Below are 25,362 nucleotides of genomic sequence, written 5' to 3'. Positions count from 1 at the left end.
GAGCGAACGGCTCCATAGTCCTGCGCCTCGGGGGAGCGGAGGGAGGGAAGAATCGGGACCTCAGGGCCGCGAACCCGCCCGTAGCGAAGCGGAGGGCAAATAACCCAGCGTGGCAATCATCATTGCCAACGGTGTGCTGACTTAGCATTCGGGAATGCGCCATGATCGCCTTCCCGATGGTTTCGGGGTGCGAATCGATCCCAAGGTGCGCACTTATTCCGGTGGACGGCTCCTGGTCGGTGGCACTCCGACACGGTTGCTGCGGCTCGCTCCGGAAGCTGCGGCCTTGATCGGTGACGGGTACCTCGAGGTGACCGACCCGGCGTCGGCCCGGGTTGCCAGACGTCTTCTCGATTCCGGTGTCGCGAATCCGCGTCCGCGGCTGCTGCCGTCGCTGGAGGACGTCACCGTCATCGTGCCGGTGCACAACAACACTCCCGAGCTGTCGCGCCTGCTGTCGGCGCTGCGCGGGCACACCGTGATCGTGGTGGACGACGGCTCGGATCGGCCGGTGCGGATTCCGGAGGCGCGCAGCCGATGCCGGATCACCGTGCTGCGGCGGGATCGCCGGCACGGTGCGGCGGCCGCCCGGAATTTCGGATTGCGATCCGCGTCAACCGAATTCGTGGCGTTCCTGGATCCGGAGGTGGTGCCCCGCACCGGCTGGCTGGAGGTGATGCTGGGCCACTTCAGCGATCCGAAGGTGGCGTTGGTGGCTCCGCGCATCCTCGCCATGGATCCGGATTCCACGCTGCTGGCCCGCTATGAGCACACCCGCGGTTCGGTGCATCGCGGCCGCCGCGAGTCGGCGGTGCACGCGCACGGCCCGGTGCCCTACGTGCCGAGTTCGGCGGTGCTGGTGCGCCGGCTGGCGCTGCTGGCCGAGGGCGGTTTCGACGAGAGCATGGATGCGGGCGGCGATGTCGATCTGTGCTGGCGGCTGGATCGCGCGGGCTGGCGGCTGCGCTACGAGCCGGCCGCCCGGGTCGCGCACAGCAATCCGGTGTCACTACGAAAGTGGTTCGCGCACAAGGTGACCCATGGCACCGGGGTGGCCCCGCTGGCGCAGCGCCATCCGGGTCTGGCCGCGCCGCTGTCGCTGCCGATCTGGACGGCGGTCTCGGCGACGCTGCTGAGCACCATGTCGGGCTGGGGCATCTTCGGCGGCGTGCTGACCCTGGGTGCGACGCTGGTCCGATTACGCCGGGTCTTCGCCGGGCTCGACAATCCGACCCGGGTGGCGGCCATATATATGACGCGCGGTTTCACCGGCGCGATCTGGCGGCTGGCGTCGGCCATGTGCCGCCACTACTGGCCGATCACCTTGCTGGGCATGCTGTGCTCGCGCCGGGTCCGGCACATCGCGATCACCCTGGCCATGGCCGAAGGTCTGGCGGACTGGTTCACCCACCGCGAGCCGGGCAGCCTGGACCCGGTCCGGTACGTGTTCTGCCGCCGGCTGGACGACATCGCCTACGGCACCGGCGTGTGGTGGGGTGCGGCGCGCACCAAGAGTGCGGCGGCGTTGAAGCCGACGCTGCCGACCGGCTGATCAGCGGTAGTAGATCTCCAAGGTGGCGATGCGCCCGTCCGGGTCGAGGCTGAACACGTCGATGGCGTAGGTGCGGTTGCCCGGCGCGCCGAGCGGGCTGGTGGCCTCGAGCTGCGCGACTTCCACTGCCGGGCCCGGGATTACGCGGGTGATCCGGGTCTGTGCCCGGCCCGCGAACACGACATTCCGATAGAACCCCGCGATTTCGTCGTGACCGCTGAAAATGCCGCGGGGATTGCGGAGTTCGGCCCCGGTCGCGAACAGCGCCAGCAGGGCGGATTCGTCGGCGGCGTTGACCGCCCGCACGTAGTCCTCGGCGATGCTCATCGACTCTCCTTATCTCCCTGGAGCCGGACCGGCATGTGCCGCACCCCGGTGTGCTTGTTGCTGCGCGTGTATTCGACGGGCCCGGTCAGTTCGGCGATCTCGACGCCGTCGAGCAGCGCGTCGAAGACCACCCGCATCTCCATCCGGGCCAGGTTGGAGCCGAGGCAGAAGTGCCCGCCGCGCCCGAAGGCGAGGTGCGGGTTGGGTCGCCGGGTGATGTCGAAGGTGTGCGGGTCGGGGAACACGCTCGCGTCGCGGTTGGCGGAGGTCCACCACAGGGTGACCTTGTCCCCGGCCCGGATGCGCCGGCCGCCGAGGTCGGTGTCGCGGGTGGCGGTGCGCCGGTTGTAGGAGGTGGAGGACGCCCACCGCAGCATTTCGTCGACGGCGCCGTCCAATTGGGTGCGATCGTCGCGCAGGGTGCGCCAGACGTCGGGCCGTTCGATGAGCGCGAGCATCCCGACCGCTATGGAGTTGCGGGTGGTCTCGCTGCCCGCCGCGATGAGCAGGCTGAACAGCATCGCCTTCTCCATGTCGGTGAGCGGTTGCCCGTCGATGGTGGCGTGCGCGGCCAGTGACAGCAGGTCGTCGGCGGGTGTGGCGGTCTTGGCGGCGAGCAGTTCCTTGCCGTAGGCCCGGGTTTCGGCGACGGCGCGCTGGGTGCGCGCGGTGGCCTCGCCGAGTTCGCGATCGTCGTAGTCGAGGGCCACGTTGGCCCAGCCGAACAGCCGGTGCCGGTCCTGTTGCGGCACTCCGAGCAGTTGCGCGACGGCCTGCAGCGGGAGTTCGGCGGCGAGGTCGAGCAGAAAGTCGCACTCGCCCTTGGCCAGTGCCGCGTCCACCAGGTCGGCGGCGCGTTGCCGCAGGTCGTCCTCGATGAGTTTCAGGGTTCGTGGTGCGACGCTGGGCATGAGCAGTTTCCGCACGCCGGCGTGCCGGGGGTCGTCCATCATGTTGAGCAGCACCCCGACGGCCCAGTCCACCGGCAGATCTTCGATGAGGGTGCCCCCGCCGCGTCGTTCGCCTCCGGTCTCGGAGGAGTAGGTGACCGAATCCCCGGCCACGGCAACGATGTCGGCGTACCGGCTGACCACCCAGAACCCTTCCCCGTCGGGGGTGTGCGCGGTGGGTGGATGCCACCACACCGGTGCTTCGGCGCGCAGCCGGTCGAAGACCGCGTGCGGGAAGCCGTGCGCGAAGCGGTCGAGGTCGGTCAGGTCGATGTCCTCCACGGACCCACCCTGGCACAGGGCCCGGCGGCGGGACGGTACATTCGATGAACCGTCCAGTCGCAAAAACGTTTCACCGCAAGGGTTTCGATGCGGAGCGCGGATCCGCGGCCCGGTCAGCCGCGCCGCCGCTACCGCGCCCGGTGGAGCGCGACGCGCGGACCACGCGCCGTGACTGAACACGGCGTGTTTAACAAGATGCTGTGTAGCTCACATTTCCCGTGGGCACGGTTGCTGTGTGACCTGCCGGACAAACGTCCGGCTTCCGCCTTGGGCGCTCAGGTGCGCCGGTACCCTTTGGGTGCGGAAAGAAAGGCAAATGGTCAGCAATCTTGCGGGTGGGGGAAACCCTAACCACGGCGTCGAACCGGGCAGTCAACTCGGGGCGCTCGAAACTTACGCCGCCCAGGCACACGGATATCTCAGCCTGGGCGGGGATCAGCTGGGGCAACTGCCCGGCTTGTTGCGTCCGATGGTGCTGGAATCGTGGCTGCGCAGTGTGCGCGGCGGCGTGGACCCCATGGACGACGGGGACGGTCGCGGCCTGCGCGGCTCGGACCTCGAGCGCTATCGCGACGCGCATCCGATCGCCGCGGTCATGCCCCTGGTGGACAAGTTGTTGCTGCGGGACGCGACCAGTACCGGTTTGATCGTGGTGGTGGCCGATCAGTTCGGCCGAGTGCTGTCCGTGCACGGCAACGCCGATCGAGTGCAGCCGGCCGCCGAGGCGGGTCTGCGCGAGGGCAATGACCTGAGCGAACGCCGGGTCGGCACCAATGCGGTGGGCTTGGTGGTGCGCACCGGCCGCGCGGCCTGGATCCACGGGCCGGAACATTTCCTGCATCGCATGCACCAGATCACGGGAGCGGCTGCGCCGGTGCACGATCCGGACGGCCGCCTGGTGGGGGTGCTGATGATCGCCGGTGGCGTGCGGGTCGCGCGTCCGGAGATCCTGGCCCTGGTGAAGGCGGCGGCGACGGCGGCGGAGATGGATCTGCTGCTGGCCGCGGTCCGTTCGGGCCACGACCGGCGTTCACCCGCCGACGCGCCCGCGCCCGAACGACTGGGCCTGGAGGTGCTCGGGCTGGGGCAGCCGCAGCTGACGGTGGCGGGGGAGCGGGTCCCGCTGTCGCAGCGGCATGCCGAGATCCTGTTGCTGCTGGCCGAGCATGCCGAGGGGTTGTCGGCCGATCACCTGGCCCTGCTGCTCGATGACGCCGATCTGGACAACGCCACCATTCGCGCCGCCATGTCGCGGCTGCGCTCGGTGGTCGGTTCGAATGTCTTCGGTTCGCGCCCGTATCGGTTGCGCGTGCCGATCGCCACGGATGTGGAGGCGCTGCGCGCCGCCCTGGATTCCGGGGACGTGGATGCCGCCGTGCGCCTGTACGCGGGCCCGGTGTTGCCGCGTTCGACGGCCCCGGGAGTTATAGACATTCGCGATGAATTGCGTGTGCGCTTGAGAACAGCTGTATTACGTTCCGGCGACGCTTCGGTCCTGAGCCGGTGGACGGCGGGTGCCGAGGGGCGTGACGATGCGGCCGCGTGGGCGGCCTATCGGGCCACCGTGGACCGCGAGTCTCCGCTGTATGCGCAGATCGAGGCCAAGATCCGGGTGCTGGACCGGCGGCTCGGCGCCGATGCAACGCAGTTGCAACGTTTCGACTCCTAATGTCCACTTCCGAAAGTGCGGTTGGTCACACCGCGGCCTTGTTATGTGGTCTGACCCACAGACATCGCGATCTCTGAGCCGGATCGGCTCCCAACTAGACGCTCGTCCAACTTTTTTTCAGGAAAAAGTTCCTTTTTATTGTGTAAACGCCTAGTGTTCGCATGCATGAACGGCATCCCTGTGATGCAGGTGACAGTTGGAGGAGATCGGCAGTAGGACACCCCGGATGCGATGACCCGGAGGCAACCGCATCCCGGCCGGCGAGCCAGTAAGCCCGGCCGATTCGAGCACTAGTTGGATCACGCGCGGATTTCGCCGCGCATTCGTCGAAAAACCCAGGGCGATGCGATACCTCGCGGCCTGGTGCGCCCTCGTCAGCCAAGCGCACCCAGGTCTATTTCGTGATGCCCCGAAACCGTTGGTCGACATAGCAATTCGCCATGACAAGGGAGGCTCTGGTGCAGGGTACGGACTCGAGTGCGCTCGGACCGCGGGAAGTTCCGACGTCGGATATCGCCGCGCCTTTCCCGCTCGGACCCGCTCAGATCGGGCTCTGGTACGCCCAGCTGCTGGCTCCCGAAACACCCCTGGTCCTGGCCCAATACGTCGACATCGAGGGTGATTTCGACCCCGACCTGCTGTTGCGCGTCTCCGAGGACGGCGTCCCGATCTGGCGCTCGTCACAGCTGCGCTTCACCGAGATCGACGGACAGCCCTACCAGTACATCGACCCCACCGCCGGTTCCAACACCGAGCTGCTGGACCTGCGCGCGGAGGCCGATCCGATTGCGGCCGCGCAGGAATGGATGCGCGCCGAGATCGTAGCGCCGCGCGACCTGCTCACCGGCAAGCTCTTCGCGCCGACCCTGATCCGGGTCGCCGATCAGCGCTGGTTCTGGTTCGTGGTCGGCCACCACATCCTGGGTGACGGCTACGCCGCGCTGAACACCATGCAGTGGACGGCGCGCCGCTACACCGCGCTGCAGCGCGGGCTGGAGCCGGACACGGCGAAGGTCGGCACGCTGCGCGAACTGGTCGAGTCCGAGCTGGCCTACCGGGAGAGCAGCCGGTTCCGGACCGACCGCGCGCACTGGCTGGAGCGCACCGCCGGCCTGGAGAGCGCCACCTCGATCAAGGGCCGCACCGCGCCCGCTCGATCGGACAACACCCGCGTCGGCGTAGTGCTGTCGGACGACCTGCTGAAGCGCGCCGAAGCGTGTGGCGCACACCGTGATTCGGGCCTGGCCGGCGTGGTCATCGCGGCCTTCGCGGCGTATATGGCCCGGCTCACCGGCCAGGACGAGGCGGTGCTGAGCCTGCCGGTCGCCGCGCGCACCACCGCGGTCATGCGCCGCTCGACGGGCATGCTGTCCAACATCGTGCCGATGCGTATGGCGGCCGGCCCGGACACCACCTGGGGTGACCTGCTCACCGCCGCGCGCCTGGAGGTCTCCGGCGCGCTGCGGCACCAGCGCTACCGGCACGAGGACATCCGCCGCGACGCCGCCGAGCGGCAGGGCGCCCCGGCCTCGCGCGAGCTGTACGGCCCGATGGTCAATATCATGCTGTTCCACCCCCAGCTGGACTTCGGGGACATCCAGGGCCGACTGAACCTGCTGTCCACCAGCCCGGTCGAGGACATGAGCCTCAATGTCTTCTACGGCGAGAACGACCGGGTGCGCCTCGATTTCGAGGTGAACCCGAACCTGTACACCGAGGACGAGACCCGCCGTCACGTCGAGCGTTTCGTGGCGTTCCTCGAGCAGTTGGTGGATCTTGATCCGGCGGCCCCGCTGTCCGCGGTCGAGGTCACCACCGAGCGGGAGCGCGAGGTGGTGCTGCGCGAGTGGAACGACACCGCGTTCGCGGTGGACCCCGAGGCGACGCTGGTGTCGATGTTCGAGGCGCAGGCCGCCCGGACCCCGCAGGCCACGGCCGTGCGCTTCGGCGGCGAGCCGGCCTGCGATCTGACCTACGCCGAGTTCTCCGGTCGCGTGAATCGTCTTGCCCGCTACCTGATCTCGCGGGGCATCGGCCCGGAGTCGCTGGTGGCGCTGCACCTGCGCCGGTCGCCGGAGCTGCTGGTCGCGGTGTACGCGGTGCAGGCCGCCGGTGGCGCGTACGTGCCGCTGGACCCCGATCACCCGGCCGATCGCATCGCCCACATCCTGGCCACCGCCGCGCCCGCGCTGGTGGTGTCGACCGCCGCGGATCGTCCCGAAACCGATGCCGCCGTCCTGGATCTCGCCGATCTCACCGATGAGCTGCTGGCCGGATTCTCCGACGCGCCGGTGACCGACGCCGACCGGCGCGCCGCGCTGCGTCCCGCGAACACCGCGTACGTCATCTTCACCTCGGGTTCCACCGGCCGCCCCAAGGGTGTCGCGGTGAGCCACCGCTCGATCGTGAACCGCATGGTGTGGATGCGGGAGACCTTCGAGTTGTCCGCGTCCGACGTGATGCTGCAGAAGACGCCGATGACCTTCGACGTGTCGGTGCCGGAGCTGTTCTTCGCGCTGCAGATCGGCGCGACCCTGGTGCTGGCGCAGCCCGACGGCCACCGCGACCCCGCCTACCTGCGGGCCGTGATCGCCGAATTCGGGGTCACCGTGGCGCATTTCGTGCCGTCGATGATGGATCCGTTCGTGGCCGAGCTGGAGGCCGCCGCGGCCGCCGGTGCGCAGCCGCTGCGGCTGCGTCAGCTGTTCGCCTCGGGTGAGGCGCTGCCGGGCCCGATCGCCCAGCGGCTGCGCGCCCTGACCGGCGCCCCGCTCCACAATCTCTATGGCCCCACCGAAGCTGCGGTCGAGGTCACCTCGCACGAGGTGACCGCCGCGGACACCACCGCCGTGCCGATCGGCGCGCCGGTGTTCAATACCCGGCTGTACGTGCTCGACGCACGCCTGCGGCCGGTTCCCATGGGAACTCCGGGTGAGCTGTATCTGTCGGGGGTTCAGCTCGCCCGGGGTTACATGGCGCGTCCGGGTCTGACGGCCGAGCGGTTCGTCGCCGACCCGTTCGCCGCGGCGGGTGAACTCATGTACCGCACCGGCGATCTGGTCTGCTGGACCGAGCAGGGTGAGATCGACTACCTGGGCCGCACCGACTTCCAGGTGAAGGTGCGCGGTCTGCGCATCGAGCTCGGTGAGATCGAGACGGTGCTGGGCGATGTCGAGGGCGTGTCGCGCGCGGTGGTGATCGTGCGGGACGACCAGCTGGTGGCCTACGTGGTCGCCGCCGACGAGGTGGACGCGGTCCGGCTCAAGGCCGCGGCGGCGCGGGCGCTGCCGGCGTACATGGTGCCGAGCGCGTTCGTGCTGCTGGAGGCGTTGCCGGTCAATGCTTCCGGCAAGCTGGATCGGGCGGCGCTGCCCGACCCGGTCCGGGTCGCGGCGGTGCACGAGGCGCCGGTGACGGTGACCGAGCGGGCGGTGGCCCGGATGTTCGGCGAGGTGCTGGGCACCGATGAGGTCGGCCGCACCGATGACTTCTTCGCCCTGGGCGGCAACAGCCTGATCGCCACCCAGGTGGCGTCGCGGCTGAACGCCGAGCTGGGCTGCCACCTGACGGTGCGCGAAATGTTCTCGGCCACCGGCGTGGCCGAGCTGGCCGCCGTGATCGACGCCCAGTTCCTGGATGCCGACGCCGAGTCCGGCAGTGCCGTCGCCCTGGTGCGCCGGGAGCGGCCGGAGTCGCTGCCGTTGTCCCCGGCGCAGCAGCGCATCTGGTTCCTGAACCGCTTCGACACCGCGAGCGCGGGCTACAACATGCCGTTCGTGGTGCGACTGCGTGGCGAGGCCGATCCGCAGGTGATGCGGGCGGCATTGGCCGACGTGCTGGACCGCCACGAGGTGTTGCGCACCGTATTCCCCACGACGGCAGCGGGTTTCGCGCAGCAGCAGGTGCTGCCCGTCGCGGTGGCGGCCGAGCCGGTGGCGCAGGAGTCCTGCGACGCCGACGAACTGGACGCCCGCTTGCATGCCTTCGCCGCCCAGGGCTTCGACCTGGAGCGCGAGATCCCGTTCCGTGCACGACTGTTCACCGTGACCGGCGCGGTCGCGTCGGATTGCGGACTGGGCGGTCCGGTACTTGTCGACGCCGCCGACCTCGACGTGCCCGAGTACGCCGTCGCCATCGTGCTGCACCACATCGCCGCCGACGGCCTCTCGCTGCCGATCCTGGCCCGCGATCTGATCACCGCCTACCTGGCCCGCTCCGGCGGCCAGGAGCCCGGCTGGGCGCCGCTGGCGGTGCAGTACGCCGATTACACGCTGTGGCAGCGGGATCGGCTCGGCGCGGCCGACGATCCGGAGTCGCTGCTGTCGCGGCAGCTGGACTTCTGGCGTGGCGCGCTGTCCGGCGCGCCGGACGTGCTGGACCTGCCCGCCGACCGTCCGCGCCCGGCCGTCGCCACCGGCCGCGGCGGCAAGCTGGACGTCGAGCTCACCGCCGAGTTGCACACGGCCATTTCGGAAACCGCCCGGGCCGAGGGCATTTCGACCTTCATGCTGATGCACGCCGCCCTGGCCGTGCTGCTGTCGCGCCTGTCCGGAGAGTCGGACATCGTCATCGGCACCCCCGTCGGCGGGCGCGGCGCGCGCGAACTCGACGACCTGATCGGCATGTTCGTCAACACGCTGCCGCTGCGCACCGAGGTCGACGGCGAGCTCGCTTTCCGCGACCTCGCGCACCGCGTCCGCGACACCGATCTGGCGGCATTCGCGCACGCCGACGTGCCTTTCGAACAGCTTGTGGAGACACTGAATCCGGTGCGCTCGGCGTCGCGCCATCCGCTGTTCCAGGTGGCCCTGTCGTTCACCGCCGCCGGAGACATCAGTCTCGAACTGCCCGGGTTGCTTGCCACGACGAGTACGCTGGACACCGAGGTGACGAAGTTCGACCTGTCGGTCGCGGTCACCGAAAGCTTCGCCGGTGCCGGTCCCGGGGAAGGTCCGGCACCGGCGGGGATCCACGCGGAGTTCGAATTCGCGATGGATCTGTTCGATCCCGCCACCATCGAGGTCTTCGCGCACCGCTACGTGCGCCTGCTCGAGGCGATCACCGCCGACCCGGCCGTGATCGTCAACGCGCTGCCGCTGCTCTCCGCGGCCGAATACACCGATCTGACAACCCGTTCCGGCGGCACGGTGGACGCGGTCCGCCTGCTGCCCGAGATCATGGCCGCGGCCGTGGCCGAGGCCCCGGATCGAATTGCCTTGATCGAGCGCGATGTCCGGTTCACCTACGCGGAACTGGACGCCACCTCCAATCGCCTGGCGCGCCTGCTGATCGAGCGCGGCCTCGGCCCCGAGAACCTGGTGGCCGTGAGCCTGCCGCGGTCGGTGGAGTACATCGTCGCGGCGTGGGCGATCGCCAAGACCGGTGCCGCCTGGGTGCCGGTGGACCCCGCCTTCCCGGCCGACCGCATCGAGTACATCGTCCGCGACGCCGGCGCGGTGCTCGGCCTGACCGTGGCCCCGGTGCGCGACGCGCTGCCGGACACGCTGTCCTGGTTGCTGCTCGACGACGCCGAATTCACCGCCGCCTGCGCGGCTTTCCCGGCCGCGCCGATCACCGACGCGGATCGGGTCCGCCCGCTGCGCAGCGCCAATGTCGTGTACTCCATCTACACCTCCGGGTCGACCGGTCTGCCCAAGGGCGTCGTGGTCACCCATTCGGGTCTGGCCGGTCTGTCCGAGGCGCAGTACGAGCGCTTCAGCGGTTCGCCCGACGCCCGGGTGCTGCACGTCACCAGCTCCTCGTTCGACGTCTCGATCGGCGAGCTGCTGCTGGCCCTGCGTTCGGCCGCCACCCTGGTGGTCGCGCCCACCGGTGCGCACATCGGTGACGAGCTGGCGGAAGTGATTCGGACGCACGGGGTCACCCACGTCTTCATGACGCCCTCGGGCGCCAGCACCATCGATCCGGCCGACGTGCCCACCCTGCGCCATGTCGCGGTGGGCGGCGAGGCGCTGTCGCCGGAGATGGTGCGGCGCTGGGCCGAGGCCGGGCGCGACATGATCAACGCCTACGGTCCCACCGAGGCCACCGTGGTCGTGAACATCACCGGGGCGATGGAAGCGGGCAAGCCCGTGACGATCGGCCGGCTGGTGCCGGGCGCGCGGGAATGGATCCTGGACAGCCGGCTGCGTCCGGTGCCGGTCGGCGCGATCGGCGAGCTGTACCTGGGCGGCCTGCCGGTCACCCGCGGCTACCGCAACCGCGCCGAGCTGACCGTGAGCCGGTTCGTGGCCTGCCCGTGGGCTCCCGGTGAACGCATGTACCGCACCGGCGACCTGGTGCGCTGGACCGCCGACGGCGAGGTCGAGTACCTGGGCCGCAACGACTCCCAGGTGAAGCTGCGCGGCTTCCGCATCGAGCTCGGCGAGATCGAGGCCGCGCTGGCGGCGCTGCCGCAGGTGCGCCGGGCCGTGGTGGTCCTGCACCACGACGCGGCGCGCGGCGATCAGCTGGTGGCCTACCTGGTGCCGGCCGCCGGCGGCGTGGAGGTCGCGGAGCTCAAGACCGCGCTCGCGGATCGCCTGACGGCGTACATGATTCCGTCCGCCTTCATGGTCCTCGACGCCATGCCGATGACCGTCAACGGCAAGCTCGACTACCGCGCGCTGCCCGCCCCGGTCTTCGCGGCCCGCGAATTCCGCGCTCCCGCAACGCCGATCGAGCTGCTGGTGGCGGAGGTCTTCGCCGAGGTGCTGGGCCTGACGCCGGCCGCCGGTGCGGAGCCGGTGGACGCGGCCCTGACCGCGGCCGTGGCCGCAGCCCCGAACGCGGCCGCCGGTGACGTCACCCTGTCCTCGAATGCGCCTGCGGTGCAGATGGATTCGGAAATCGTCACGCCCGCCGCCGGAGTCGGCGCGGACGACGACTTCTTCGAACTGGGCGGCAACTCGCTGATCGCCACCCAGGTGGTGGCCCGCCTCGGCGCGGCCCTGGACACCACCGTCCCGGTGCGCCTGCTGTTCGAGGCGTCCAGTGTCGCCGAGCTGGCGGCCCGCCTGACCGAACTGGCCGGTCAGGGTGGCCGCGCGCCGCTGGTGGCGGGGGAGCGGCCCGAGGTGGTCCCGCTGTCCTACGCCCAGCAGCGCATGTGGTTCCTGAACCGCTTCGACAACAGCTCGATCGCCGACAACCTGGTCGCGGCGATCCGCCTGGACGGCCCGCTGGACGCGGACGCGCTGGCCGCCGCCGTCACCGATGTGGTGGCCCGGCACGAGACCCTGCGCACCGTGTACCCGGCCGTGGACGGCGTCGGCCGCCAGCTGGTGCTGCCGGTCGAGAACGCCGGTGTCGCACTGGCGGTCGAGCAGGTCGCCGCCGATGAACTGGAGACCCGTATCTTCGGGCTCGCGGTGCTGCCGTTCGCGGTGGACGAGCAGGCTCCGGCGCGGCTGACCCTGCTGAAGGTTGCGCCCGAGACCCACGTGCTGGTGCTGGCCGTGCATCACATCGCCGCCGACGGCTGGTCCATCGCGCCGCTGACCCGGGATCTGATGCTGGCCTACGCGTCCCGGACCGCCGGTGCGGCTCCGGCGTGGACGCCGCTGCCGGTCCAGTACGCGGACTACACGCTGTGGCAGCGGGAGCTGCTCGGCGCCGAGGACGACCCGGAATCGATGCTGGCCGACCAGGTTCGCTTCTGGCGCGCCGAACTGTCCGGCCAGCCCGACACCCTGGAGCTGCCCGGCGACCGGCCCCGCCCGGCCGTGGCCACCCGCCACGGCGCGCAGTACCGGTTCGCCATCTCCGCCGAGCGGCACGCGCGCCTGCGTGACCTCGCCGAGGGCGATCGCGCCACCCTGTTCATGGCGCTGCACGCGGCCTACGCCACGCTGCTCGCGAAACTGTCCGGCACCAGCGACATCTCGATCGGCTCGGTCGTCGCCGGCCGTGGCGAGCAGGCGCTGGACGATCTGGTCGGCATGTTCGTCAACACCCTGGTGCTGCGCGCCGAGGTCGCCCCGGACCGTTCCTTCCGGGAGCTGCTGGCCCAGGTCCGCGAGGCCGATCTGCGGGCCTTCGCGCACGCGGACGTCCCGTTCGAGCGCCTGGTCGAGGTGCTCAGCCCGATGCGTTCGCAGGCCCGCCACCCGCTGTTCCAGGTGGCCCTGGACCTGCAGAACACCACGCAGACCACGCTCGAGCTGAACGGCCTGACCGCCTCGCGGGTCGAGCTGGACCCGGGCATCGCCAAGTTCGATCTGCAGCTGTCGCTGGTCGAGGACCGCGCCGCGGGCGGGCTCGACGCCGTGTTCACCTACGCCACCGACATTTTCGACGAGGCCACCATCGCGGCCTTCGCCCGTCGGCTCGACGTGGTGCTGGACGCCGTCACCGCCACCCCGGACCGCCCGGTCGGCGACATCGACCTGCTGACCGACGACGAGCGCGCCCAGGTGCTGACCGAGTGGAACGACACCGCCCACGACATCGGCTCGGTGCTGCCGGTCGGCGCGTTCGGTGAGACCACCCCCGCGACCCTGGTCGCCCTGTTCGAGGCGCGGGCGCTGACCTGCCCGAACGCCCCGGCCGTGGAATTCGAGGGGACGACTCTGTCCTACGGCGAGTTCTCCGACCGCGTGCACCGCCTGGCCCGCAAGCTGGTCGAGTCGGGCGTCGGACCGGAATCCCGGGTGGCGCTGGCGATCCGGCGTTCTCACGAACTGCTCGTCGGCATGTACGCGATCCTGGCCGCCGGTGGCGCGTATGTCCCGGTGGACCCGGATCAGCCCGAGCTGCGCACCGACTACGTGCTCGACGCGGCGGGCCCGGTGATCATCCTGACCACCGACCGCGACGGCTTCACCACCGCGCGCGACATCCCGGTGCTGGCCATCGACACCGTCGATCTGACCGCCTACGCCGCGACCCCGCTCACCGACGCGGATCGCCGTGCGCCGCTGCGTGATTCGAACGCCTGCTACGTCATCTTCACCTCCGGCTCGACCGGCCGCCCCAAGGGTGTGGCGGTGTCGCACGCCTCGGTGGTGAACCGCCTGGTGTGGGGTCAGTCCCGTTACGGCCTGACCGCCTCCGACGTGGTGCTGCAGAAGACCCCCTTCACCTTCGACGTGTCGGTGTGGGAGTTCTTCTGGCCCTTGCAGATCGGCGCCCGCCTGGTGGTGGCCGCGCCCGACGGGCACCGCGACCCGAAGTACCTGGCCGAGTTGATCATTCGCGCGGGCATCACGCACGCGCACTTCGTGCCGTCGATGATGGCGGTCTTCGTGACCGAGCCGGCCGCGGCGCAGTGCACCGGCCTGCGGGACGTCTTCGCCTCCGGTGAGGGCCTGCCCGTGGCCACCGCCTTCAAGCTGCGCGAGCTGACCGGCGCGCGCCTGCACAACCTGTACGGCCCCACCGAGGCGGCCGTCGAGGTCACCCACCACGAGGTCGTTGACACCGATACCGCGTTCGTGCCGATGGGCCGTCCGGTGTGGAACACCCAGACCTATGTGCTGGACGGCCGCCTGAACCCGGTCGCGCCCGGCGTCGCCGGTGAGCTCTACCTGGCGGGCGATCAGCTGGCCCGCGGCTACCTGGGCCGCCCCGACCTGTCGGCGGATCGCTTCGTGGCCAACCCCTTCGGGACCGGCGCGCGCATGTACCGCACCGGCGACCTGGTCACCTGGACCGCCGAGGGCGAGCTGATCTACCTGGGCCGCACCGACTTCCAGGTGAAGTTGCGCGGTCTGCGCATCGAGCTGGGCGAGATCGAGGCCGCGCTGCTGGCGCAGCCCGGCGTCAACCAGGCGGTGGTGCTGGTGCGCTCGGACGCGCACGCCGGTGATCAGCTGGCCGGTTACCTGCTGCGCGAACCGGGCCACGCGCTCGACCTGGACGCCATCAAGGTGGCGCTGGGCGGCCTGCTGCCCGCGTACATGATTCCGGCCGCGTTCGTGGTGCTGGACGCCTTCCCGGTCAACGCCTCCGGCAAGCTGGATCGCGCCGCGCTGCCCGCCCCGGTCTTCGAGACCGCGGCCTACCGCGCGCCGGAGACCGTGGCCGAGGATGTGGTCGCGGGTGTCTTCGCGGATCTGCTCGGCCTCGACCGGATCGGCGCGAACGACGACTTCTTCTCCCTCGGCGGCAGCTCGCTGCTGGCCGCCCGGGTGGTGGCCCGGGTGGGCGCGGCGCTGGACGCCGAACTCTCGGTGCGCGACCTGTTCGACGCCCCGACGGTCGCCGGACTGGCGGCGGTCGCGGAATCCCGTTCGGGCAGTGGCACTCTCGTGCCGCTGGCGCCGCGGCCGCGCCCGGCCCTGGTGCCGCTGTCGGACGCGCAGCGCCGCATGTGGTTCCTCAACCGCTTCCACGCCGACGCCACCGGGGTCGGCCCCGGCGCGGCGGCGGACAACATTCCGATGGTGCTGCGGGTGACCGGTCCGCTGGCCGCGGCCGCGCTGCGCGACGCCCTGCGCGACGTGGTGGCCCGCCACGAGACGCTGCGCACCATCTACCCCGGCGGTCCGGACGGGCCGGTGCAGCAGGTGCTGGCCGAGGCCGACGCCGAGCTGGTCACCGCTCCGATCACCGCCGACGAGATCGTCGCCCGGGTGGCGGCGGTGGTCGGCCGGCCGTTCGACCTGACCATCGAAACCCCGGTGCGCGCGGCTGTTTTCAGCCTGTCGCCCACCGATCACGTGCTGGTGCTGGTGGTGCACCACATCAGCTCGGACGGCTTCTCGATGGGCCCGCTGGCGGTGGACTTCATGACCGCCTACCAGGCCCGCCGGGCCGGCGACGCGCCCGCGTGGGCCCCGCTGCCCGTGCAGTACGCCGACTACACGCTGTGGCAGGCCGAGCGTCGCGGCGACGAGTCCGATCCGGCCTCGCTCGCCCACCGTCAGCTGGCCTTCTGGAAGCAGCGCCTGGCCGGGCTGCCCGAGCAGCTGGAGCTGCCCGCCGATCGTCCCCGCCCGGCGGTGGCCTCGCTGCGCGGCGGCACCCACCGCATGCACGTGGACGCCGAATTGCACGCCGGCCTGGTCGAATTGGCCCGCACCCATGACACCACCCTGTTCAGCACCGTGCACGCGGCGCTGGCGGTGCTGCTGGCCCGGATCTCGGGCAGCACCGACATCGCGATCGGCACCCCGGTCGCGGGCCGCGGCGAGCAGCAGCTCGACGCCCTGGTCGGCATGTTCGTCAACACCCTGGTGCTGCGCAGCGAGATCGACCCTCGGGCCGGCTTCGGCGCCGTGCTGGACGCGGTCCGCGCCGACGACATCGCGGCGCTGTCGAACGCGGAGGTGCCGTTCGAGCGCCTGGTCGAGGTGCTGTCCCCGGCCCGCTCGCAGGGCCGGCACCCGCTGTTCCAGGTGGCCCTGACCTTCCACAACTACGCGCTGCCCGCGGTGGAACTGCCCGGGCTGACGGTGCGTCCGGAGGCCCTGGACGCCGGGGTGTCCAAGTTCGATCTGCAGTTCACCGTGCTCGAGCAGCACGGACCGGACGGCGGCGCGAACGGCCTCGACATCGAGATCACCTACGCCAGTGAGCTGTTCGACCTTGACACCGTCGCGGCGCTGGCCGGCCGCTTCGACCGCGTGCTGTCGTCGGTGGTCGCCGACGCCGCCGTGGTGGTCGGCGACATCCCGCTGCTGACCATCGAGGAGAGCGCCCGCGTTCTGCACGAGTGGGCGGGCACCGGCCCCGACATCGCCGAATTCACCACGCTGGCAGACCGTTTCGCCACCGCGGCGGCGCTGGACCCGGCCGCCCCGGCGGTGCGCGCGGGCGATGTCACCCTCTCCTACGGCGAGCTCGACGCCCGCTCCAACCGCCTGGCCCGCTGCCTGATCGCGGCCGGTGTCGGACCGGAATCCCTGGTGGCGGTGGCCCTGCCGCGCACCGAGGAGCTGGCGGTGGCGCTGCTGGCCGTGGTCAAGGCGGGCGGCGGCTACCTGCCGATCGACCCCAACTACCCGGCCGACCGCATCGAGTACGTGATCGACGACGCCCGCCCGGTGTGCGCGATCAGCAGCGGTGCGGCGCAGCTGCCGTCCGGCTGGTTCGGCGGTCCGGTGGTCTGCCTCGACACCATCGACCTGGACGGCTACGACGCCGCCCCGGTCACCGACCGCGACCGGCGCGCTCCGCTGCGCCCGGCCGACACCGCCTACGTCATCTACACCTCGGGCTCCACCGGCCGCCCCAAGGGTGTGGTGATCCCGCACCGCAATGTGATCCGCCTGTTCGACAACGCGCAGGGGCACTACGGTTTCGGGCCCGCCGACGTGTGGACCATGTTCCACTCCTACGCCTTCGACTTCTCGGTCTGGGAGCTGTGGGGCGCGCTGCTGTACGGCGGCAGCGTGGTGGTGGTCGACTACTTCACCTCCCGGTCGCCGCAGCAGTTCCGGGAACTGCTGTCCACCGCGGGCGTGACCGTGCTCAACCAGACCCCGTCGGCCTTCTATCAGCTGATCACCGCCGACGCCGAGAGCGACTCCGAGCTCTCGCTGCGCTACGTGATCTTCGGCGGTGAAGCGCTGGAGCCGCAGCGGCTCTCGGGCTGGTTCGCCCGGCACCCGCAGGGCCCGGCACTGATCAACATGTACGGCATCACCGAGACCACGGTGCACGTGTCCTACCGCCCGATCACCCCGGACACCGGTTCGGCCAGCGTGATCGGCGGCGCGCTGCCGGGTCTGACCGTGCGCGTGCTGGATTCGCGGCTGCGTCCGGTCCCGGTCGGCGTCCCCGGCGAGATCTACGTCTCCGGTGGGCAGTTGGCGCGCGGCTACCTGAACCGCCCCGCGCTCACCTCCGGCCGCTTCGTGGCCGACCCGTACGGCGCTCCCGGCGAATCCGCCTACCGCACCGGCGATCTGGCGCGCTGGACCGCTACCGGCGACCTCGAGTACCTGGGCCGCATCGACCAGCAGGTGAACCTGCACGGCTTCCGCGTGGAACTGGGCGAGATCGAGGCGGCGCTGCTGCTGGCTCCCGAGGTGCGCGAGGCCGCGGTCATCGTGCGGCACGACGAGGCCGCCGAGGTCTCCCGCATCATCGGTTACGTGGTGCCCGCGGCGGATGCCGTGGTCTCCACCGCGGACCTGCGCACCGCCCTGGCCCGGGAGCTGCCCGAGCACATGGTGCCCGCCGCCGTGGTGGTGGTGGACCGGATCCCGTTGACCGTCAACGGCAAACTGGATCGCGCCGCGTTGCCCGCCCCGGTCTTCGAGGGCACCGAGTACCGGCAGCCGGCCACGGTCGCCGAGGAGCTCATCGCGAACGTGTACGCGGATCTGCTCGGTGTCGAGCGGGTCGGCGCGGACGACGACTTCTTCGCCCTGGGCGGCAGCTCGCTGCTCGCGGCCAAGGCGGTCGCCCGCATCGGCGCGCTGTTCGACACCACCGTCGGCGTGCGCGCGCTGTTCGAGGCGCCGAGCGTGACGGCGCTGGCCGCGCGCGTGCAGGCCGAGGCCGACGGCCCGAAGCGGCCCGTGCTGGTCGCCGGGGCCCGCCCCGAGCACCTGCCGCTCTCACCCGCCCAGCAGCGCATGTGGTTCCTCAACCGCTTCGACCGCGCGTCGACGGCCTACAACATTCCGGTGGCGCTGCGCCTGTCCGGCGAGTTGGACGCCCCGGCGCTGGAGGCCGCGTTCGCGGCCGTGATCGAACGCCACGAGACCCTGCGCACCGTCTACCCGGAGCTGGCCGAGGGGCCGGCGCAGGTGATCCTGCCCGCGGCCGAGGTGGTCGCGGAGCTGAAGCCGGTCGACCTCACCGAGGCCGAGCTGGTGGGCCGGGTCACCGAGTTCGCCATGACCACCTTCGACGTGACCGTGGACGTGCCGGTGCGGGTGCTGCTGCTCCGCATCGTCGACGCCGACGGCGCGCCCACCGGTGATCACGTGCTCGCCGGTGTGCTGCACCATATTTCGGCCGACGGCTCCTCGGTGGTGCCGTTCGTGCGCGACCTGATGGTGGCGTACGACGCCTGCCTGGGCGGCGCCAAGCCGTCCTGGTCGCCGCTGGTCGTGCAGTACGCCGACTACGCGCTGTGGCAGCGCGCCCTGCTGGGCTCCGAGGACGACCCGGAGTCGGTGGCCGCGGGCCAGCTCGCCTACTGGCGCGAGACCCTGGCCGGGCTGCCCGACCAGCTGGACCTGCCCGCCGACCACCCGCGTCCGGCGCGACAGAGCCTGCGCGGCAGCTACATCCGGCTGCCGCTGGACGCCGAACTGCACGCCGGCCTGACCGAGCTGGGCCGCCGCCACGGCGCGACCCTGTTCATGGTGGTGCACGCGGCCTACGCGGCCCTGCTGTCGCGGCTGACGGGCACCTCCGACATCGCGGTCGGCACCCCCATCGCGGGCCGCGGCGACGCCGCCCTCGACGACGTGATCGGCATGTTCGTCAACACCCTGGTGCTGCGCACCGGAACCGATGCGGCCGAGCCGTTCACCGACCTGCTGGCCCGGGTCCGCGCCGGTGACATCGCCGCCTTCGGCAACGCGGACGTGCCGTTCGAGCGACTCGTCGAGGTGCTCAACCCGGCCCGCTCCACCGCCCGGCACCCGCTGGTCCAGGTGGGCCTGTCCTTCCAGAACCACGAGCGCGCCGCCCTCGAACTGCCCGGCCTGACCGTGTCGGCGGTCGAATTCGACACCCACGTGGCGCAATTCGATCTGCACCTGTTCGCGGTGGACCATTACGCCGAGTCCGGCGCGCCCGCCGGACTGGAACTGACCCTGGGCTACGCCCACGACCTGTTCACCGAGGCCACCGCGCAGCGCTTCACCGCCGCCCTGGCCCGGCTGCTGGAAACCGTTGCCGGGCAGCCCGATACCGCCATCGGCGATATCGACCTGCTGGGCGCGGGCCTGCGGCAGCGCATCCTGCACGACTGGAACGCCACCGCCCGCCCGCTGGCCCCGGCCACCCTGGTCGACCTGGTGGACGAGTCGGCGGCCACGGCCCCCGGCGCGGTCGCGCTGCTGGACGGCGCCGGAACCGCGCTCACCTACTCCGAATTCGACGGCCGGGTGAACCGCCTGGCCCGGCGCCTGATCGCGGCCGGTGTGGGTCCCGAGACCGGCGTGGTGCTGGCCATGCGCCGCGGCATCGACCTGGTGGTCGCCATGTACGCCGTGGTCAAGGCGGGCGGCGCGTACGTGCCGATCGACCCCGACCACCCGGCCGACCGCATCGCCTACATCGTCGAGACCGCCGCTCCCGCGGTGGTTCTCACCACGGCGGCCGACGGTGTCCCGTTCGGCACCGAGGTCCCGGTGTTCGAGGTGGACCGGCTGGAGCTGTCGGGTCTGTCCGCGGCCCCGATCACCGACGCCGAGCGCGTGCGCCCGCTGCGCGAGCAGCACCCGGCCTACGTCATCTTCACCTCCGGCTCGACCGGCCTGCCCAAGGGCGTGGCGGTGCCGCACGCGGCCATCGTCAACCAGTTGCGCTGGCTGCGGGCCACGTTCGAGCTGGGCGCGGGCGACCGCGCGCTGCTGAAGACCCCCGCCACCTTCGACCTGTCGGTGTGGGAGTTCTGGTCCGCGCTGACCACCGGCGGCAGTCTGCTGGTGTCCGCCGCGGGCGACGAGCGCGATCCGGACCGCCTGCGCGCCCTGATCGAGGACCACGGCGTCACCGTCCTGCACCCGGTGCCCTCCCTGCTGGGCATGCTGCTGGCCGGCGGCCCGCTGCCCGAGTCGGTGCGCGCGGTGCTGGCCATCGGCGAGGCGCTGCCCGCCGCGACCGCCGCCGAATTCCTGGACCGGCACCCGGTCGCCGAGAACGCCGGTGGTGCAACGCTGTTCAATCTGTACGGCCCCACCGAGGCGGCCGTGTCGATCACCTCCTTCGAGGTGCGCGAGCGGCACCGCCAGGCCGTGCCGATCGGTGCGCCCGCCTGGAACAGCCGCGTCTACGTGCTCGACGCGCGCCTGTCCCCGGTCCCGGTCGGCGTGCCCGGCGAGCTGTACCTGTCCGGCGCCCAGCTGGCCCGCGGCTACCACGGCCGCCCGGCCCTGACCGCCGACCGCTTCGTGGCCGACCCGTTCGCCGGCGACCGCATGTACCGCACCGGCGACATCGTCCGTTGGCGTGAGGACGGGGCGCTCGAGTACATCGATCGCGCCGACTTCCAGGTCAAGATCGGCGGTTTCCGCATCGAGCTCGGCGAGGTGGAGACCGCGCTGCGCCGGCAGCCCGGTGTCACCGCCGCGGTCGCGGTCGCCCGCACCGCCGCGGACGCCGGTTCCCGGCTGGTCGCCTACGCCGCGGTGCCCGGCACCGCCGCGGAGCGTCGCGAGGAGGTGTCGGCCGCCCTGCGCGCCGCCCTCGGCGCGGAGCTGCCCAAGTACATGGTCCCGGCCGCCCTGGTGGTCCTGGACGCCCTGCCGCTGAACGCCAACGGCAAGGTGGATCGCGCGCAGCTGCCGGAGCCGGTCTTCGCGGTGGCCGCCTACCGCGAGCCGGTGACGGCCGTCGAGCAGGCGGTCGCGGCGGGCTTCGCGGAGGTCATCGGCGCGGCCGAGGGCACCCTGGTCGGCCTCGACACCGACTTCTTCGCCCTCGGCGGCAACTCGCTGATGGCGACCCGCCTGACCGCCCGCCTGGGCTCGGATCTCGGTGTGCGCGTTCCGGTCTCGGCGCTGTTCGAGGCGCCGACCGTGGACGGCCTGGCCACCTGGATCGCCACCGCCGACCACGCCGACTCGCTGCCGCCGCTGGTGCGCCGCACCGACGCGGGCCCGGCCCCGCTGTCGCTGGCGCAGCAGCGCATGTGGGTGCTCAATCGCCTGCACCCGGAGTCGGGCGCCTACAACGTGCCCGCCGCCATCCGCCTCACCGGCGAGCTGGACCGGGACGCCCTCACCGCCGCCCTGCGGGATGTGCTGGAGCGCCACGAGATCCTGCGCACCCGCTACCCCGAGGTGGACGGCGAGGCCGTGCAGGTGGTGCTCGACCTGGCCGAGCTCGACGGCGAGCTCACCCCGATCCCGGTGTCGGAGCAGGACCTGAACGCCCGCCTGCTGGAGGTCGCCACGGCCGGCTTCGACGTGACCGCGGCCCCGCCGGTGCGGGTCCAGCTGTTCGAGCTGGCCCCGGCCGAGCACGTGCTGATCGTGGTGCTGCACCACATCAGCGCCGACGGCTACTCGGTGCTGCCGATGACCCGGGATCTGGTGCTGGCCTACACCTCTCGCCTGACCGGCGCGGCTCCGGTGTGGGCTCCGCTCGAGGTCCAGTACGGCGACTTCGCCGCCTGGCAGCGCGCGGCGCTCGGCTCCGACGCCGATCCGCAGAGCCCGCTGTCGCGGCAGCTGGCGTTCTGGGTGAACGAACTGGCCGGCGCCCCCGAGCAGTTGGCGCTGCCCACCGACCGTCCCCGGCCGGCCCGGCGCGAAATGCTCGGCAAGACCCTGGCTTTCGAGATCGCCGGCGACACCGTCGAGAAGCTGTCGGAGCTGGCTCGGGCCAATGGCGCGACGCTGTTCGGCGCGGTGCACGCCGCGTTCGCGGTGCTGCTGTCGAAACTGTCCGGGCAGCGCGACATCTCGGTCGGCGTCCCCGTCGCCGGTCGTGGCGAGCGGGCGCTGGACGACCTGATCGGCATGTTCGTCAACACCGTGGTGCTGCGCGCCGAGGTGGACGCCAAGCTGGCCTTCACCGACCTGCTGCGGCAGGTGCGCGATCGCGACCTGGCCGCGTTCGACAACGGTGACGTGCCGTTCGAGCGGGTGGCGGAGGCCGTGCTGGCGGCTACCGGCCGGCCCCGCTCGGCGTCGGTCAGCCCGCTGTTCCAGGTGGCCTTCGCGTTCCAGAACATGGCGCCGGTCTCGGCCGAACTGCCCGGCCTGACCGTGCGGGCGCTGGAGCCGGAGCTCACCGAGGCCAAGTTCGACCTGCAGCTCACCGGTATCGAGCAGCACGACGACACCGGCCGGGTGGTCGGCCTGGACATGCGATTCACCTATGCCACCGACATTTTCGACGCCGCTTCGGTGCGCCTGCTGGCGCAGCGGTTGCAGCTGGTGCTCGACACCGTGGTCGCCGATCCGGCGGCGGCGGTGCGCGCCATCGACATCCGCACCGAGGCGGAGCGCACCCGCCGTCCGGGTACGGGCGCGCCGAAGACCGAATCCGTCGCGCCGCGGCAGCCGTCCTCGGACGCCGCCCCGGCCGACCTGCCCGCACTGATCGCCGCCGCGGCGGCGACCGCTCCCGAAGCGGTCGCTCTCACGCACGGCGAGCACCAGGTGACCTACCGGGATCTCGCCGAGAAGATCGCAGTCACCGCCCGCGCCATGGGCGCCGCCGCGAAGCCGGAGGCGCTGGTCAACGTGGCACTCGCCGGGCTGGTGCCCGGCATTCTGGCCGCCCTCGGCGCGGCCGGACTCCATCAGGCCCTGAGCACGCTCACCGCGGACGCGCAGGCCCTGATCCTTCGCTCGGACAGCTCGTCGGAAGGAAGTCTCTGATGCACTACGCAGAGTCGATCGCCACCCATCGGACCGGACGTGCCACGGCCTTGCGCCGGGCCTACGGTGTGGGCGACCTACCATGCTTGATCGCCGTTGTGGCCGAGATCGATGCCGACCGCACGGCCCTGAGTTACGCCGGCGACACCGTCGCCTACGGCGTACTGGCCACCGAGATCGCCATGTTGAGCGAGGCCATGGGCGGCGCCCTGGAGCCCGAGGCGCTCATCCAGGTGGTGGTCTCGGGCCAGCTGCCGGGCCTGATGGACGGTGCGGAGGGCGGGCTGACCGCGGCGCTCGAGGCACTGGTCGACGACGCCGTGCTGGCCGCCGCCGACATCCTCGACCCGAAGCTCGCGCCCGTCGAGACGCTGAGCACGCAGTTCCGCGCGCAGGCGCGGCGGACCCCGGACGCGATCGCCCTGGAGTCCGACGGCGAGACCCTCACCTACGGCGAATTCGCCACCCGCGTCACGGTTCTCGCGCGCCACCTGCGCACCCTGGGCGTCGGCCCGGACGTGCTGGTGGGCCTGGCGGTGCGCCGCTCCTTCGAAATGCTGATCGGCATGTACGCCGTGATCGAGGCGGGCGGCGCGTACGTGCCGATCGACCCCGATCACCCGGCCGATCGCATCGCCTACGTGCTCGACGTGGCGCAGGTGGCGGTGGTGCTGACCACCACCGCGGACCAGCCGGACTTCGCGATCGCCGCCCCGGTGCTGCGCATCGACGAATTCGAGGACAACGCACGGGAACTGGGCATCGACGGCACGCGACTGCTGTCGCCGGCCGACGATCCCGAGCTGCCGCAGCCGGGCCCGGACAACCTGGCCTACGTCATCTTCACCTCCGGTTCCACCGGCCGCCCCAAGGGCGTGGCCGTCACGCACGCCGCGATCACCACGTTCCTGCGCTGGCAGCAGCGCCGATTCCGGCTGACCGAGAACGACCGCGTCCTGGTCAAGACCACCATCGTGTTCGACGCCTCGGTGTGGGAGGTGCTCAGCCCGCTGCAGATCGGCGCCCGGCTGGTCTTCACGACCCCGTACGGTCATCTGGACCCCGCCTACCTGGTGCGCGTGATCCGCGAATCCGGGATCACGGTGGCGGTTTTCGTGCCGTCCATGCTCGCGGTGCTGGTCTCCGAAGTCGAGCGCGGGGGCGTAGAGCTGCCCGAAACCCTGCGCTACGTGATCTGTGGCGGCGAGACCCTCACCGTCGAGACCGCCGCTGGCCTCCGCAGCGTCAGTGGCGCGACTCTGGTGAACGGGTACGGCCCCACCGAGACCACCGTGATCGTCACCGCCCACGAGGTCACCGCCGAGGACGTCGACAATATTCCGATCGGCCCCGCCGGCGACGATGTCGACCTGCTGGTGCTGGACGAGGATCTGCGTCCGGTTCCGGTCGGGGTGGTGGGCGAGCTGTATGTGGGCGGCGTGCAGCTGGCCCGCGGCTACCTCGGCCGCGCGGGGATCTCGGCCGAACGGTTCGTGGCCAATCCCGAAGGCCCGGCCGGTGATCGCATGTACCGCACCGGTGACCTGGTGCGCTGGGTGTCGAATGTGGACGGTGGCCCGGACGAGCTGGAATACGTGGGGCGCAGCGACTTCCAGGTGAAGCTGCGCGGCCTGCGCATCGAGCTCGGCGAGGTCGAGGCCGCGCTGCGGCGGGACGCCGCGGTGGCGCAGTCGGCCGTGCTGCTGCACACCCACCCCAACGGCGAGCAGGCCCTGGTCGGGTACGTCGTGCCGGTCGACGGCCACGAGATCGATTCGGCCGCGGTGCTTTCCGCGGTGCGCGCGCACATTCCCGAGTACATGGTGCCGTCGCTGCTGGTGACGCTGGCCGAGATGCCGGTGACCATGGTCGGCAAGCTGGACCGGCGTGCCCTGCCCGATCCGGTGTTCGCCGAGACGACCCGCGAGTACCGCGCGCCCGCCACGCCCGCCGAGGAGGCGGTCGCGGCGGTCTTCGCCGACCTGCTCGATATCGAGGTGGTCGGCGCGGACGACGACTTCTTCGCCCTGGGCGGCAACTCGCTGATCGCCACCCGCGCCATCGCCCGGATCCGCGAGGCGCTGGGCGTCACCGTCGACGTGCGCGACTTCTTCGAGCGGT

General features: G+C 71.4%; 6 protein-coding genes (1 of these 6 only partly in view). 4 read left to right on the top strand and 2 right to left on the bottom strand.

From position 1 onward, the window contains the following. Positions 1-154 precede the first annotated feature (154 nt). Positions 155-1,552: a mycofactocin biosynthesis glycosyltransferase MftF gene (gene mftF, locus ACYVKL_RS16990; protein ID WP_379164452.1), complete on the top strand. Its 1,398-nt coding sequence runs from the start codon at positions 155-157 to the stop codon at positions 1,550-1,552. Here mftF and ACYVKL_RS16985 read toward each other — a convergent pair whose 3' ends face one another. Both ACYVKL_RS16985 and ACYVKL_RS16980 read right to left on the bottom strand, forming a co-directional pair. Continuing rightward, positions 1,553-1,879 (bottom strand): nuclear transport factor 2 family protein, encoded by a 327-nt coding sequence (locus ACYVKL_RS16985; RefSeq protein ID WP_379164449.1) that lies wholly within the window; start codon positions 1,877-1,879, stop codon positions 1,553-1,555. After that, the gene (locus ACYVKL_RS16980) at positions 1,876-3,129 is read right to left on the bottom strand and encodes a cytochrome P450 (protein WP_379165763.1); all 1,254 of its coding nucleotides are present in this window, start codon (positions 3,127-3,129) and stop codon (positions 1,876-1,878) included. The genes ACYVKL_RS16985 and ACYVKL_RS16980 overlap by 4 nt, the downstream gene beginning before the upstream one ends. A gap of 298 nt (positions 3,130-3,427) precedes the next feature. Between ACYVKL_RS16980 and ACYVKL_RS16975 the strand changes: the two genes are divergently transcribed. From ACYVKL_RS16975 to ACYVKL_RS16965, 3 genes are all read left to right on the top strand, one after another. Further along, positions 3,428-4,780 carry a GAF domain-containing protein gene (locus tag ACYVKL_RS16975; protein ID WP_357190589.1) on the top strand — a complete coding sequence of 451 codons (1,353 nt, stop codon included), beginning with the start codon at positions 3,428-3,430 and terminating at the stop codon, positions 4,778-4,780. A gap of 440 nt (positions 4,781-5,220) precedes the next feature. Next, the gene (locus tag ACYVKL_RS16970; RefSeq protein ID WP_379164446.1) at positions 5,221-23,241 is read left to right on the top strand and encodes a non-ribosomal peptide synthase/polyketide synthase; all 18,021 of its coding nucleotides are present in this window, start codon (positions 5,221-5,223) and stop codon (positions 23,239-23,241) included. Beyond that, a protein-coding gene (locus ACYVKL_RS16965; RefSeq protein WP_379164443.1) for a non-ribosomal peptide synthase/polyketide synthase crosses the window boundary here: on the top strand, positions 23,241-25,362 show its 5' end (the start). It continues 16,850 nt past the right edge of the window; the window shows 2,122 of its 18,972 coding nt (coding positions 1-2,122); the start codon lies at positions 23,241-23,243; the stop codon falls past the right edge of the window. The genes ACYVKL_RS16970 and ACYVKL_RS16965 overlap by 1 nt, the downstream gene beginning before the upstream one ends.

This window comes from Nocardia tengchongensis (assembly GCF_054781395.1).
This window is presented reverse-complemented; position numbering and strand designations above follow the sequence as displayed.